14 protein-coding genes are annotated in these 13455 nt (G+C 63.4%); 9 read left to right on the forward strand and 5 right to left on the reverse strand.

Annotation, left to right across the window (positions count from 1 at the left end; translation table 11 throughout):
• Positions 1-36: 36 nt before the first annotated feature.
• From AB4074_RS14845 to AB4074_RS14855, 3 genes are all read left to right on the forward strand, one after another.
• On the forward strand, positions 37-366 hold the full coding sequence (locus AB4074_RS14845; RefSeq protein WP_441414062.1) for an ArsR/SmtB family transcription factor: 330 nt from the start codon (positions 37-39) through the stop codon (positions 364-366).
• Positions 363-1343 carry a TIGR03086 family metal-binding protein gene (locus AB4074_RS14850; RefSeq protein ID WP_441414063.1) on the forward strand — a complete coding sequence of 327 codons (981 nt, stop codon included), beginning with the start codon at positions 363-365 and terminating at the stop codon, positions 1341-1343. The genes AB4074_RS14845 and AB4074_RS14850 overlap by 4 nt, the downstream gene beginning before the upstream one ends.
• A 121-nt stretch (positions 1344-1464) precedes the next feature.
• On the forward strand, positions 1465-2250 hold the full coding sequence (locus tag AB4074_RS14855) for a VOC family protein (RefSeq protein ID WP_441414064.1): 786 nt from the start codon (positions 1465-1467) through the stop codon (positions 2248-2250).
• A gap of 71 nt (positions 2251-2321) precedes the next feature.
• Here AB4074_RS14855 and purM read toward each other — a convergent pair whose 3' ends face one another.
• From purM to AB4074_RS14870, 3 genes are all read right to left on the reverse strand, one after another.
• Positions 2322-3482 carry a phosphoribosylformylglycinamidine cyclo-ligase gene (purM, locus tag AB4074_RS14860; RefSeq protein ID WP_236813108.1) on the reverse strand — a complete coding sequence of 387 codons (1161 nt, stop codon included), beginning with the start codon at positions 3480-3482 and terminating at the stop codon, positions 2322-2324.
• On the reverse strand, positions 3479-5098 hold the full coding sequence (gene purF / locus AB4074_RS14865) for an amidophosphoribosyltransferase (protein ID WP_078107476.1): 1620 nt from the start codon (positions 5096-5098) through the stop codon (positions 3479-3481). Before purF ends, purM begins: the two co-directional genes overlap by 4 nt.
• 62 nt (positions 5099-5160) lie before the next feature.
• Positions 5161-5544 carry a hypothetical protein gene (locus tag AB4074_RS14870; protein ID WP_441414065.1) on the reverse strand — a complete coding sequence of 128 codons (384 nt, stop codon included), beginning with the start codon at positions 5542-5544 and terminating at the stop codon, positions 5161-5163.
• 136 nt (positions 5545-5680) lie between these two features.
• On the opposite strand from AB4074_RS14870, the gene AB4074_RS14875 reads away from it, so the two are divergent.
• Genes AB4074_RS14875 through AB4074_RS14900 form a run of 6 tightly spaced genes read left to right on the forward strand, consistent with a single transcriptional unit; the run spans position 5681 to position 12422 of the window.
• Complete coding sequence (locus tag AB4074_RS14875) at positions 5681-7225, forward strand: amino acid permease (protein ID WP_441414066.1); 1545 nt, start codon at positions 5681-5683, stop codon at positions 7223-7225.
• 58 nt (positions 7226-7283) lie between these two features.
• On the forward strand, positions 7284-8018 hold the full coding sequence (locus AB4074_RS14880) for a FadR/GntR family transcriptional regulator (RefSeq protein ID WP_236813102.1): 735 nt from the start codon (positions 7284-7286) through the stop codon (positions 8016-8018).
• A complete protein-coding gene (locus AB4074_RS14885; RefSeq protein WP_441414067.1) occupies positions 8015-9427 on the forward strand; it encodes a glutamine synthetase family protein in 1413 nt (470 codons plus the stop codon). The genes AB4074_RS14880 and AB4074_RS14885 overlap by 4 nt, the downstream gene beginning before the upstream one ends.
• 5 nt (positions 9428-9432) lie before the next feature.
• Positions 9433-10233 (forward strand): gamma-glutamyl-gamma-aminobutyrate hydrolase family protein, encoded by an 801-nt coding sequence (locus AB4074_RS14890; RefSeq protein ID WP_441414068.1) that lies wholly within the window; start codon positions 9433-9435, stop codon positions 10231-10233.
• Positions 10230-11594, forward strand: coding sequence for an aldehyde dehydrogenase family protein (locus AB4074_RS14895; protein WP_441414069.1), 1365 nt, complete (start codon positions 10230-10232; stop codon positions 11592-11594). Before AB4074_RS14890 ends, AB4074_RS14895 begins: the two co-directional genes overlap by 4 nt.
• Positions 11595-11639: 45 nt before the next feature.
• Positions 11640-12422: a 3-oxoacyl-ACP reductase gene (locus AB4074_RS14900; protein WP_234754369.1), complete on the forward strand. Its 783-nt coding sequence runs from the start codon at positions 11640-11642 to the stop codon at positions 12420-12422.
• A 65-nt stretch (positions 12423-12487) separates the two neighbouring features.
• Here the strand turns inward: AB4074_RS14900 and uraH are convergent, their stop codons facing one another.
• Together uraH and uraD are read right to left on the reverse strand one after the other, a co-directional pair.
• Complete coding sequence (gene uraH / locus AB4074_RS14905) at positions 12488-12829, reverse strand: hydroxyisourate hydrolase (RefSeq protein ID WP_441414070.1); 342 nt, start codon at positions 12827-12829, stop codon at positions 12488-12490.
• Positions 12826-13356 (reverse strand): 2-oxo-4-hydroxy-4-carboxy-5-ureidoimidazoline decarboxylase, encoded by a 531-nt coding sequence (gene uraD, locus AB4074_RS14910; protein WP_441414071.1) that lies wholly within the window; start codon positions 13354-13356, stop codon positions 12826-12828. The genes uraH and uraD overlap by 4 nt, the downstream gene beginning before the upstream one ends.
• Positions 13357-13455: the final 99 nt, after the last annotated feature.

The raw sequence follows: 13455 nt of genomic DNA on the forward strand, positions 1-13455 counted from the left end.
TGACAGAATGCGTTAGTGGCGGCTAACGTATTAATCATGCTCGACCCACTGGAAGTTGCCGCGGAGCCGAACAGGCGGCGTCTGTTGCACCTGCTTGCGGCGGGCGAGCGCACCGTGACGGAGCTGGCAGCCGAATTCACGGTGAGCAGATCCGCCATCTCGCAGCACTTGTTGCTGCTGGAGCAGGTAGGCCTCGTTGCTGCCCGCAAAGAAGGACGCAACCGCTTCTACCGCTTGGACAACGCCGGCATGAGAGAACTCCGGATGCTTTTTGAGCAGTTCTGGACCGCTGAGCTGGACATGCTCCTCGCTGACGCACAAAACTTCACCACCGACCGCCTTCAAACAACAGAGGAATCATCATGATTTACGACAAGACCGTTCTTCTTCCCCTCAACGTCGACCAGGCGTTCGAACTCATCACGCAGCCCGCACGCCTCCGACGCTGGCAGACCGTTGCCGCGCGCGTCGACCTGAAGGTCGGCGGCGAGTACCGCTGGACCGTCACTCCGGGCCACCACGCCGCCGGAACCTTCACCGAAATCGAACCGGGCAAGCGCGTGGTCTTCACGTGGGCCTGGGAGCAGCCCGAGGCCCCGGCGGACAACGTCTCCACCGTAGCCATCACCCTTGAGCCAGCCGACGGCGGGACCACGGTGCGCTTCGTGCACGAAGGCCTTCCGACGCCGGAAGCCGTCGCAGCCCACTCCGAGGGCTGGAACCACTACCTCGACCGTCTCCTCGCCGAGGCCTCCACGGGCGACGCAGGTGCCGACGAATGGGCCGCTGCCCCCGCCGATCTCAACGAGCTCACCTCTGCGGACGCCACGCTCGCCATCGTGCAGCGCGTGCTGGCGCACGTCACCGAGGCCGACGCGCAGACCCAGACTCCGTGTGCCGATTTCAACGTGTCCCAGTTGCTTGACCACCTTGCCGGCTCAATTGCTAACATCGCCAAGGCCCTGGGCGCCGAAGTAGCCGACGACGCCGGAAAGTCGCCTGAGGTGCGCATCGCCGACCTCGCCCAGCCCACGCTGGAGGCTTTCTACCGCCGCGGCCTCGAAGGCACCATCGACATGGGTTTCGCCGAATTGCCGGCCACGATGGTCGCCTCGATCCTCAACCTCGAGTTCCTCGTCCACGCTTGGGACTTCTCCAAGGCCCTGGGCCTCGAGGTGTCGGTTGCGGATGAGCTCACCGATTACGTCGAGGTCCTCGCGCAGAACACGATCAGCGAGCAGGTCCGCGCAAGCGGCAGCTTCGCCCCGGCCCAGGAAGTCGCCGAGACGGCATCCAGCCTTGAGCGCCTGGTCGCTTTCACGGGCCGGGCTGTTCACGCATAAGGGTTCCAACGCCGCTCTTGAGGGGGTCCGTCCGCGCTGGCTGTTGTCGGTGTCGGACCCCCGTACTACTTTGAACGTGGTATCCGCTGGCGTAAGCCGGCTACTCAACGAAGGGATAGCAATGCCGCAGGTTGATAGCTACAAGCAGGGAACTCCGTGTTGGGTGGACCTGTCGTCGTCGGACATCGAGGCTTCCAAGGCCTTCTACGGTGATCTGTTCGGCTGGGAACTGGACGCGATGGACGCCGGTAACGGCATGACGTACTACATGGCCAAGCTGCAGGACCGCTACGTTGCGGGCATGATGCAGCAGATGCCGGACATGGCTGCGGCCGGTGCGCCGTCCTTCTGGGCCAACTACCTCGCCGTCGATTCGGTCGACGAGGCTGCCGAGCGCGCGACGGCGGCCGGCGGCAACATCGTCTTCCTGCCGGACAGCGTCCCCAACGGGAGCGGCCGGATGTTCTTCGCCGCCGATCCGACGGGTGCGCAGATTGGTTTCTGGGAGGCCGGAAGCCACCACGGCGCCGGGTTGGTCAATGAACCGGGCACGGTGGTCTGGAGCGAACTGCAGACAAACGACGTTCCCAAGGCCATGGCGTTCTACGAATCCGTGACGGGATGCTCCAGCGAGACGGCTGCGGCCGGCGATCTGCAGGAATACACCCAGTTCGTGGTGGACGGGAAGTCCGTGGCCGGCGCCATGAAGCAGCCCATGGAGGGTATGCCGCCGTTCTGGATGACCTACTTCAATGTTGCGGACGTCAATGAATCCGTGGCGAAGGCCTTGGAACTCGGAGCCCAGGTCTTCGCGCCTGCCTTCGATGTCCCCGGTGTCGGCCGCATGGCAGTCCTTGGCGATCCCGCCGGAGCAGCCTTCAGCGTGATGGCCGGCGAAAGCAACTAGGCCTTAAGTAAGAGTGCCCACCAGCTTGCCGGATCGGCAATTGGGTGGGCACTCTTTTGCGTTGGGAACCCTTAGGCGTAAGCGTTCACGAGGCGCACGGCGCCGCCGTCGACACCCTTGGCGCCCTGCACGTAGTCCGGGCCGCTCTTAATGATCGAGTCGGAGTCCGCAGCCACGGTACCCATGACCCACGACGGGAGCCCGCGTTCGTTGAGGCGGGCCACGGCGGCGTCGGCGATTTCGGGGGACACGATGGCCACCATGCCGACGCCGAGGTTGAGCGTGCGCTCGAGGTCGGCCAGCGGAACATTGCCGAGCTCGGAGACCAGCTTGAAGATGGCCGGCAGTTCCCACGTGGCGCGGTCAACCGTGGCCACGAGGCCTTGCGGCAGCACGCGGGCCAGGTTGGCTGCGAGGCCGCCGCCGGTGACGTGGCTGAAGCCGTGCACGGCGCCGGGCGCAGTACCCAGGCCGCTGACCGGGAACGCGCGGGCGAGGTCCAGGCAGTCGGCGGCGTAGACGCGGGTGGGTTCCAGCAGTTCTTCGCCCAGGGTGCGGCCGAGTTCGGAGACCTGGCGGTCCAGGGCCCAGCCGGCGTGGTTGATCACGCGGCGAACCAAGGAGTAGCCGTTGGAGTGTAGGCCCGAGGAGGCCATGCCGATCACGACGTCGCCGGCGCGGACGCGGTCCGGGCCAAGCAGGGCGTCGGCTTCGACAACACCGGTAGCTGCACCGGCGACGTCGTACTCGTGCTCACCCAGCAGGCCCGGGTGCTCAGCGGTTTCGCCACCCACCAGGGCAGTGCCCGCCACGGAACAAGCGGCCGCGATGCCTCGGACGATGTCCGCGATGCGCTCGGGGACAACCTTGCCACATGCGATGTAGTCGGTCATGAAGAGGGGCTCGGCACCCACCACCACGATGTCGTCCACCACCATGCCAACGAGGTCGAATCCGATGGTGTCGTGGATGTCCATGGCCTGGGCTATGGCCACCTTGGTGCCGACGCCGTCAGTGGACGTGGCCAGCAGGGGCCTCTTGTACGTGAGCAGCTTCGAGACGTCGTACAGGCCGGCGAAACCGCCGACGCCGCCGAGCACCGAGCTGTTATGGGTCGCCTTGACGGCGTCCTTCATGAGTTCGACGGCGCGGTCGCCCGCTTCGACGTCGACGCCGGCAGACGCGTAGGTGATGCCGGTTGTGTTCTCAGCGGCGGAGGATGCGGAGGTCATACAGACTCTTTCTTATCGGCGTCGGTCAGCAGGTTCTCAAACTCGGCGTCGGGTCCGGGATCGCAGCCCGTGGCGCCGGGCTTGTTGGCCGGGTCGTCCGAGTCCGCGGTCGCGGCTTCGGCGGAGATGCCCGACGTCGGCAGCCCGCCGAGGTCGGTGCGCTCCAGGAGGTTCTTGCCCAGTTTGTCCGAACCCGGAAGCGCGATGGGGTACTGGCCGGTGAAACAGGCGGTACAGAGGCGTTCGCGCGGCTGCTGGGTGGCGCCGATCATGCCGTCTTCGGAAATGTAGGCCAGCGAATCCGCCCCGATGGCCTGGGAGATTTCCTCGATGGTGGCACCGTTGGCGATCAGTTCAGCGCGGGACGCGAAGTCGATGCCGTAGAAGCAGGGCCACTGGACGGGCGGGGAGGAGATCTTGATGTGGACGGCTGCGGCGCCGGCCTCGCGGAGCATCCGGACGATGGCGCGCTGGGTGTTGCCGCGGACGATCGAGTCATCGACCACCACCACGCGCTTGCCGCGGATCACGGATTCGAGGGCGTTGAGCTTGAGCCGGATTCCGAGCTGGCGCAGGGTCTGCGAGGGCTGGATGAACGTGCGTCCCACGTAGGAGTTCTTGACGAAGCCGTGCGCGAACGGGATGCCGGATTCCTCGGCGTAGCCGACCGCGGCCGGAGTTCCGGATTCGGGAACGGGGATGACGATGTCCGCTACCTGGGTGTTTTCGCGGGCCAACTGGCGGCCCATTTCCACGCGGGATTCGTACACGGAGCGTCCGGCAATCGAAGCGTCGGGGCGCGCAAGGTAGACGTATTCGAAAACGCAACCGGCCGGCGTCGCTTCCGCGAAACGCTGGGAACGGACGCCGTTCTCGTCAATGGCGATGAACTCGCCGGGCTCGATCTCGCGGATGAAGCTCGCACCGACAGTTGCCAGGGCGGACTGCTCCGAGGCGACAACCCAGCCGCGCTCGAGGCGGCCAAGGCACAAGGGGCGGATGCCGAAGGTATCGCGGGCGGCGTAGAGGGTGCCTTCGTCCATGAATACGAAGCAGAAGCCGCCCCGAATCTTGGGAAGCAGCTCAAGCGCCGTCTGTTCGAGGGTCTTGCCCTCTTCGCCTTCGAGGAGGGCGGTGACCAGGGCGGTGTCCGAGGTGTTGCCCTGCTTCATTTCTCCGGTCAACTGGCCGCCGTTGAGCTCGAGGATCATTTCCCGGAGCTCGGCAGTGTTGGTCAGGTTGCCGTTGTGCGCGAGGGCAACGGTGCCGGTGGCGGTTGCGCCCAGGGTGGGCTGTGCGTTGGCCCAGTGGCTTGCTCCGGTGGTGGAGTAGCGGCAGTGGCCGACGGCAAGGTGCCCGGTGAGGGTGTTCAGGGTTGTCTCGTCGAAGACCTGGGACACGAGGCCCATGTCCTTGTAGACATTGATGCGCTTGCCGTCACTGGTAGCAATACCAGCCGATTCTTGTCCGCGGTGCTGCAACGCATACAGCCCGTAATAGGTGAGTTTTGCTACTTCTTCGCCCGGCGCCCAGACCCCGAAGACGCCACAAGCGTCCTGAGGTCCTTTTTCGTCGGGGAGAAGATCATGAGAAAGTTTTCCGTCGCCACGTGCCACTGGTCAATTGTCGCATGATGTTGGCGTGGTACTTTCCCTCACGCGACATTGTGACCGGGATCCTATGCCCCGGCGTCGTCCTCTGCGGGGCCGGGTACAGACTCGACGACGGCACGCCGGGAGCGCCGCACGCTGACCTTGTCGAGAACGAGGGCCGCGATGGCACCCAGCAACACGCCGCCCGCGGCAAAGGACACGAGGAAGAACCCGAAGACGGCCCCGGTGTCGAAACTCTCGTCGCCGGGGATCCCGTAGGCCACGAACGCGGCAACGACGATGCCGAGCACGCCGCCCAGGCCCATGAAGGGAACGAACTTCGGCGCACGGCGGACCGTGATCCCGCGGCGTTCCGGAGTGCCGTTATGTGCCGCGGCGTTGTGTGCCGTGCTGTTGTGCGACGTGCCGCTTTGTGACGTGCCGTCGGCGTTTGAGTCCTCAGAAACCATGCCTTCCAGCCTACCGTTTCGAGAAGGTTGGTTTGTGGTCTGAAGTCAGACCATTGACAGATTGATGTGAAGTGAGTCACTATCGATGCGAGCGGTGTCGGCCCGTTCCCCCCTTCCGTTTAGAAAGAGAATAATCATGAGTGATCGTTCTACGGCAGCGAAGGTGCAGGCTGTGCAAGATGCAGATGCTGCGGCCCTCGCCGAGCTTGGCTACAAGCAAGAGCTACATCGCGGCATGTCCGGCTTCTCCAACTTCGCAGTCTCGTTTTCCATCATTTCGATCTTGGCTGGCTGCATTACCTCCTTCAGCATTGCGCTCAAGTCCGGCGGTCCGGCTGCCATCAACGTGGGTTGGCCGATCGTTGGCCTCCTGGTCCTGTGCGTGGCTCTTTCCATGGCCGAGGTTTGTTCGCGATACCCGACAGCCGGTGGCCTTTATTTCTGGGCCGGCAGGCTCGCCAAACGCAACAAGCGGGCCTGGGCTTGGTACGTCGGTTGGTTCAATTTCCTTGGGGAAGTGGCCGTCACAGCGGCAATCGACTTTGGCTGCGCCACAACAATGATGGCTTTCGCGGCGCTGACTTTCGGCGTCGAGCCCACCGCAGGCGGTACGTTCGCGCTGTTCGTCGTCCTGATGGTCATCCACGCCCTGCTCAACAGTTTCGGCGTCAAGATTGTCAGTTTCCTGTCCAATGTCTCCGCCTGGTGGCACATTGTGGGCGTCGCGATCATCGTCGCGGCGCTGTGGATCATGCCCACGAGCCACCAGTCCTTCGACTGGACAATGACGGCGTGGCACAACGAAACCGGCTTCACCTTCGGACCGTATGTCTTCCTCATGGGCCTGCTCATGTCGCAGTACACCTACACCGGCTACGATGCTTCGGCCCACGTTGCCGAAGAGACCAAGAACGCAGCCATCGCGGCTCCCAAGGGGATTGTCATGAGCGTGGTCATCTCCATCATTGGTGGCTGGATTCTGCTCTACTCACTCGTCGCCGCGATCCCGAACGGCTCGGAGGAGGGTCTGACCACCCTAGGTGCCACGCCAACCGGTTTGCCTCCGGCACAGATTTTCCTGGATGCACTCGGCAATCCTGGCGTAGCGAAATTCCTGCTCGCCATCGTGGTAGGCGCACAGTTCTTCTGCGGCATGGCGTCAGTGACCGCCAACTCACGCATGACTTACGCTTTCTCCCGCGACAATGCACTGCCAGGCTCCCGCATCTGGGCCAAAGTCAACGCCCGGAGCGGCACCCCCACAAATTCCATCTGGCTCTGCGTTGGCTGCGCGATTGTGCTCGCCTCACCCGCCCTGTTCAACACAACCGCCTATTTTGCCGTGACGAGCGTCGCCGTCATTGGGCTCTACATCGCGTATATCACCCCGGTGTTGCTCCGCAGGCTCAACAAGAACTTCGTACCGGGCCCGTGGCACCTCGGGAAATGGAGTCCCATTATCAACTGGATAGCGATTGTGTGGGTCGCCATCATCGTGATCCTCTTCGTCCTTCCGCCCGTCGCAGACATCACCATCGACACCTTCAACTACGCGCCTATCGCCGTCGTGGTCGTCTTCCTCCTCGCCACCGTGCTTTGGTACACCACGGGGCGCCGGACGTTCATGACGAGTGCCGAACAGGAGCATCTGACGATCGACGCGGATAAGCTGCTCAACTAGCACAACCATGGGCCGCCGGCGGTTCTTCGCCGGCGGCCTCCCAGCCAGGAAGGTCGCCATGTTCCTCGTTGAACCGATTGAATCCCCCCTACTGGAGACGGTCCTGCTCCCCGCGCGTGGACATATGGCCTTCGAGTCGTGCGTCGAGCATTTGGGATCGGCAATTCAGTTGGGGATCTTCAAGACCGGCGAGCGACTCCCGCCCGAGCGCGACTTGGCCGAGCGTATGCAGGTCTCCCGGGCGACGTTGCGGGAAGCGATCAGCGCACTACGCGCAGCCGGGTTCGTCACGACCGTCCGGGGGAGGGGCGGCGGAACCATCGTGGAACCGGTCGGCAACGCGCGGCCGCCTGAGCGTCTCGGCAACAAGGACCGGCAGGAGGAAATCAGCGACATCCTCATCTTCCGTTCGGTGATTGAACCAGGGGCCTGCCAGCGGGCGGCCTCGATGCGGCTCAGCGAGGATCAGCGCCGGCTTCTTACTGATTCGTTGGCCGAGGTCGAAAACGCGGGTTCACCGGTGGAATACAGGCAAGCGGACGCCCGCCTTCACCTGGCGTTCTCCGCTGTTGCGGGATCGTCCGAACTCAACAAAGCCAGCACCACCATCCAGACAAAGATCCACGAATTCCTGGCGGAAATCCCCTTTCTGCAACGGAATATCGAACATTCAAACCAAGAACATCGATTGATAGTGCAGGCCATCCTCGACGGCGAGCCTGCAGCGGCCCGAAGCGTCATGGAATTGCACTGCGAGTCCACTGCCGCACTACTCAAGGGACTACTGAAATGAGCAGCACCATGAACGACATTTCGAACACCGTGGATACCACCGCTCACCCTCGCAATGACCGTATGCTCACCGTTGAGCAACTCAAGGCGCAGATTGGCGAGGGCGCCATAGACACCGTGATTCTCGGCTTCACCGACATGCAGGGTAGGCTGCAGGGCAAGCTCCTCCACGCGCAATTCTTCCTGGATTCCGTCCTGGAGCATGGCACCGAGGGCTGCAATTACCTCCTCGCCGTTGACACCGAAATGAACACCGTGGATGGCTATGACATTTCCTCATGGGAAAAGGGCTATGGAGACATGCTCTTCGACATGGATTTGGACACCATCCGCGTCCTTCCCTACCGCGAGGGGAGTGCGCTGATCCAGTGCGATCTGTCCATGACCGACGGCACTCCGGTCTCCGTTTCACCCCGCGCCATGCTCAAGCGCCAGACGGCCAAGGCGGCCGAGCGCGGTTGGAAGGCACTTGCCGGAACCGAGCTTGAATTTGTGGTCTACAACGACTCCTACGAGCAGGCATGGGACCTGGACTACAAGCACCTCACTCCTGCCAACCAATACAACGTGGACTACTCGCTCCTGGGATCCGGCCGTGTGGAACCCCTGCTTCGCAGGATCCGGAACGAGATGTACGCAGCCGGGATGACCGTGGAATCGGCCAAAGGTGAATGCAACTTCGGCCAACACGAGATCGCGTTCAAGTACGACGAAGTGGTCACCACGGCGGACAACCATTCCGTCTACAAGACCGCGGCCAAGGACATCGCCCATGACATGGGCCAATCCATTACCTTCATGGCCAAGCCCAACGAGCGCGAGGGCAATTCCTGCCACATCCACCTGTCCCTTCGCGGACTCAACGATGAGCTTGTTTTCTGGGACAAGGCAACCGGCGCCCGCACCAAAACCTACGATCACTTCATCGCCGGAGTGCTGGCCACGATGCGGGAATTCACGCTCTTTTACGCTCCCAACATCAACTCCTACAAGCGGTTCGTCAAAGGCTCTTTCGCCCCGACGGCGGTGGCTTGGGGCCTCGACAACCGCACCTGCTCGGTGCGCCTCGTGGGGCATGGCCAGAGCGCGCGGCTGGAAAACCGGCTGCCCGGTGGCGACGTCAACCCGTACTTGGCACTGTCGGCCATGCTTGCCGGCGGCCTTTACGGAATCGAAAATGAGCTCGAACTCGAACCGGCAACCCTTGGCAACGCCTACACCTCGGGCGCTCCCACCGTGCCGACGACGATGCGGGAAGCGCGGGATCTGTTCGCCAGCTCCGTGATCGCCAAGGAAGTCTTCGGTGAGGAAGTGGTGCGGCACTACGTCAACTACGCCGACGTCGAACTGGCAGCTTTTGAGTCCGCCATCACGGACTGGGAGCTCCGTCGCGGGTTTGAAAGGCTGTAGGGGCGATGGCTCGGAATCAGACGCCGGCTCCAGATCCAGTCCGACGGCCCCGGATCGCCCTGACCACCTATCTGCAAGACGCGAAATGGGGGGATTGGGACGCGCGGGCAGCCGTGCTTCCGGCAACATATTTGGAGGCCGTGGTGGCAGCGGGCGGCACACCCCTGCTCCTGCCGCCCATCGGCACGGATACCTCCGTACTTGACCTCGTCGACGGCCTGATTGTGGTGGGAGGCAGCGACGTCGACCCCGGAAATTACGACGCCGAGCCTCATCCGAGCACCCGCAGCCAGCCCGCGCGGGACGAGCACGATATCGCTTTGACGCTGGCCGCGTTGGAGAAAGGGGTTCCGCTCTTCGCAATCTGCCGCGGCGCGCAAATCCTGAACGTTGCCTTGGGCGGAAACCTCATCCAGCACGTGCCGGACGTCCTTCCCGAGGCCAAATACCAACCCGCTTCGGGGGTTTTCGGCGAGGTGGAGTTCGGTACGCGGCCGGGGAGCATCATCGCGGAACAACTCGGCGAGCGGGCATCGGCGCCCGTCTATCACCACCAGATTCTGGACCGGGTTGCCGAAGGGCTCTGCGTCACGGCGTATGCGGCGGACGGCACGGTCGAGGCCGTCGAGTCGACCCAAGGAAGCTGGGTTTTGGGCGTTCAGTTTCACCCTGAACAAAATGGTTCCGACTTGCGCCTCTTTGAAGGATTCATTGAGGCCGCCAGAAGGTACCGGGACGGCGAACTTTACGCTGAGCGCTTCGACCCATCGACGGAATTCAAACCGACAGAAAAGAGCTGGGCGTGAGTGCCGCAACTTTTGACATCATCAATCCGGCCACCGAGGAATTCCTTCAAACTGTAGAACTGGCATCCCTCGCCGAGACCGACGCACTCATTGCCCGCGCGGCTGGCGCTTTTGAGACCTGGCGGAAGGTGTCGCCGTCGGACCGGGCATTGCTCTTGCGCCGGTTCGCGGCCGCCGTCGACGCCGATCTGGAGAACCTCGCACAACTGGAAGTCCGCAATGCGGGACACACGATCGGCAACGCCCGCTGGGAAGCGGGCAATGCACGCGACGTCATTAGTTACTACTCGGCGGCTCCGGAGCGGCACTTCGGTCGGCAAATCCCGGTTGCTGGAGGCCTCGATGTGACATTCCACGAGCCATTGGGCGTTGTCGGCATTATTGTGCCGTGGAACTTTCCCATGCCGATCGCGGCGTGGGGCTTTGCTCCGGCGCTCGCGGCAGGAAACACAGTGGTACTCAAGCCTGCGGAACTTACGCCGCTGACCGCGATGAGGCTGGGTGAGCTGGCGCGCGAGGCCGGCCTGCCCGACGGCGTGCTGACCATCATCCCGGGGAAGGGCTCCGTGGTGGGGGCGCGCTTCGTGACCCACCCCGCCGTGCGGAAGGTCGTCTTTACCGGCTCTACCGGGGTTGGCAAGCAGATCATGGCCGGTTGTGCTGATCAAGTGAAGCGGGTGACGCTCGAGTTGGGAGGCAAGAGCGCAAACATTGTGTTCGCCGACGCCGACCTTCAGGCCGCAGCTGCAGCAGCTCCCGGTGGTGCGTTCGACAATGCCGGCCAGGACTGCTGTGCCAGATCCCGGATCCTGGTGGAAAAATCGGCCTACGACGCTTTCCTTGAACTCTTGGAACCCGCCGTTCGGGCTGTCAAAGTCGGCGACCCGGCGGACGAAAGTACCGTCATGGGGCCGTTGATTTCCGCCCGGCAAAGGGAAACTGTCGCGGGCTTTGTGCCCTCGGGAGCGCCCATAGCTTTCCAAGGCGAGGTGCCCGAAGGGCCCGGTTTCTGGTTCCCGCCCACAGTCCTGGCCCCCGGCTCCTTCGACGACCCGGCGGTGCGTGAGGAGATCTTCGGACCCGTCGTCGTCGTCGTTCCCTTCAACGACGAGGCGGACGCCGTACGGATCGCCAATGACACCCAGTACGGCCTCTCCGGATCCATCTGGACCCAAGACATCGGCCGGGCCTTGCGCGTGGCCCGCGGAGTGGATGCCGGAAACCTCTCGGTGAACTCGCACTCTTCAGTCCGGTATTCGACGCCGTTCGGCGGCTTTAAGCAATCGGGCCTGGGCCGCGAACTGGGTCCTGACGCGCTCGATTCCTTCAGCGAAGTAAAGAACGTCTTCATCGCGCACTGAACCCCCCCCAACTTTGGAAGCCCCATCATTCAAGGAGAGATCACCATGACCGAATTCATTTCAAACCGCCTCAAGGACCGCACGGCCGTCATCACCGGCGGCGGCAGCGGGATCGGCTTGGCCACGGCAAAGCGTTTCGCCTCGGAGGGTGCCAACGTGGTCATCGCCGATATCGATCCGGCAGCTGGAGAAGCGGCAGCGGCCGCCGTCGATGGCATCTTCGTGAAGGTCAACGTCACCGACGAGCAGGAAGTCATCGACCTCTTCGCCGCAGCAAAGAGCCACTACGGCAGCGTGGATATCGCCTTCAACAACGCCGGTATTTCGCCGCCGGACGACGCTTCGATCCTGGACACCGGAATTGAAGCCTGGCGCCGGGTCCAGGAGGTCAACCTGACGAGCGTCTATTACTGCTGCAAATACGCACTGCCGTACATGTTGGAGCAGGGCAAGGGATCGATCATCAACACCGCGTCCTTCGTGGCCGTGATGGGCGCGGCAACTTCGCAGATCTCCTACAGCGCTTCCAAGGGCGGCGTGCTGGCAATGACCCGCGAGCTGGGCGTCGAATTCGCACGCAAGGGTGTGCGGATCAACGCACTATGCCCAGGGCCAGTCAACACCCCGTTGCTGAAGGAACTCTTCGCTTCCGATCCGGAGCGGGCAGCGCGCCGCCTGGTCCACGTGCCCTTGGGGCGTTTCGCCGAGCCCGAGGAACTGGCCGCTGCGGTCGCCTTCCTGGCAAGCGACGACGCCTCGTTCATTACCGCTTCGACCTTCATGGTTGACGGCGGAATCTCGGGAGCCTACGTCACCCCGATCGACTAGTTGCCCTTTCAGGTCCATCGATTGCTCCCCACCGGCTCCCTCGCCGGCGGGGAGCAATCGACGGGTTAGCTGCCCCGGTACGTGGAGAACGCGAAAGGGCTGAGCAGCAGCGGCACGTGGTAGTGCTCGCCGGCGTCGGACACCGTGAAGCTCAAGTCCACTTCCGGGAAAAAAGTGTCCACGCCCTGTGCCTTGTAATACGGGCCGGTCGCGAAGTTGAGGCGGTAACTGCCGCCGTCGACCCTTTCTGGGCCCAGGTCCTTGATCCGGCCGTCCGCATCGGTGGTGCCGCTAGCCACGCGCTTCCAGTTGTCGCCGTCGCGCACGGAGAGAACGACGGCGACGCCGGCCGCCGGCCTCCCGGAACCGGTGTCCAGGATGTGGGTGGTTATCTGGGAAACGCTCATTTGTTTGGCACTCCTTCGCTGCTGACACTGGCTTCGCTGATGACGCCGGCAAGGCGCAGCACCGCGATTTCGCGCAACTGGCCCGCCACGATGGCGTCTTCTTCTTCAGCGGTGTGGTTCAGGCGCTCTTGGAGGGAGGCCAGGATTTCGTTGGCTGTCCGGCCCGCCGCGCGGATGAGGAACACGCGGCCGAACTTGGCCTCGTACTCACGGTTGCATTCGGCCAAAGCGGTGACGACGCCGTCATCGCCGGGGTCGACGCCGGCCTGTTCGGAGCGGGACATCGCGGCTTCGGTGGTCTGTGCCTTGGGCCGTTCGCCGATCCGCGGGTGGTGGGCCATCGCAGCGGCCACTTCGTCGGACGTGAACGGCTCGGCGGTTTCCCGGGCGAAATCGAGCAAGGAGTCCAAGCCGCTGAAGGGGCGCGCATCGGCGACGTGCTCCACCCAACGCTGGATGTCGAGGCATGGACGGAGGACGTCGATGGCGTCCGCACGGTCCACGCTGTTGAATACTTCAAGCTGCATGCTTGTTCATTCCTCGTGCAAGTGCTGGCATCCATGGTGTTGGCTATGCGGAGCTCCGGCGATTTCTGCCGGATGGACCTGTGCGCCTCCGCACTCCAG

Source organism: Arthrobacter sp. 2MCAF14, from assembly GCF_052115645.1.
In the GTDB taxonomy this organism is placed as follows: Bacteria; Actinomycetota; Actinomycetes; order Actinomycetales; family Micrococcaceae; genus Arthrobacter.

Coding starts and splice junctions, on each gene's coding strand:
- AB4074_RS14845 (WP_441414062.1), top strand. CDS start 37: ATGCTCGACCCACTGGAAGTTGCCGCGGAGCCGAACAGGCGGCGTCTG.
- AB4074_RS14850 (WP_441414063.1), top strand. CDS start 363: ATGATTTACGACAAGACCGTTCTTCTTCCCCTCAACGTCGACCAGGCG.
- AB4074_RS14855 (WP_441414064.1), top strand. CDS start 1,465: ATGCCGCAGGTTGATAGCTACAAGCAGGGAACTCCGTGTTGGGTGGAC.
- purM (WP_236813108.1), bottom strand. CDS start 3,482: ATGACCTCCGCATCCTCCGCCGCTGAGAACACAACCGGCATCACCTAC.
- AB4074_RS14870 (WP_441414065.1), bottom strand. CDS start 5,544: ATGGTTTCTGAGGACTCAAACGCCGACGGCACGTCACAAAGCGGCACG.
- AB4074_RS14875 (WP_441414066.1), top strand. CDS start 5,681: ATGAGTGATCGTTCTACGGCAGCGAAGGTGCAGGCTGTGCAAGATGCA.
- AB4074_RS14880 (WP_236813102.1), top strand. CDS start 7,284: ATGTTCCTCGTTGAACCGATTGAATCCCCCCTACTGGAGACGGTCCTG.
- AB4074_RS14885 (WP_441414067.1), top strand. CDS start 8,015: ATGAGCAGCACCATGAACGACATTTCGAACACCGTGGATACCACCGCT.
- AB4074_RS14890 (WP_441414068.1), top strand. CDS start 9,433: ATGGCTCGGAATCAGACGCCGGCTCCAGATCCAGTCCGACGGCCCCGG.
- AB4074_RS14900 (WP_234754369.1), top strand. CDS start 11,640: ATGACCGAATTCATTTCAAACCGCCTCAAGGACCGCACGGCCGTCATC.
- uraH (WP_441414070.1), bottom strand. CDS start 12,829: ATGAGCGTTTCCCAGATAACCACCCACATCCTGGACACCGGTTCCGGG.
- uraD (WP_441414071.1), bottom strand. CDS start 13,356: ATGCAGCTTGAAGTATTCAACAGCGTGGACCGTGCGGACGCCATCGAC.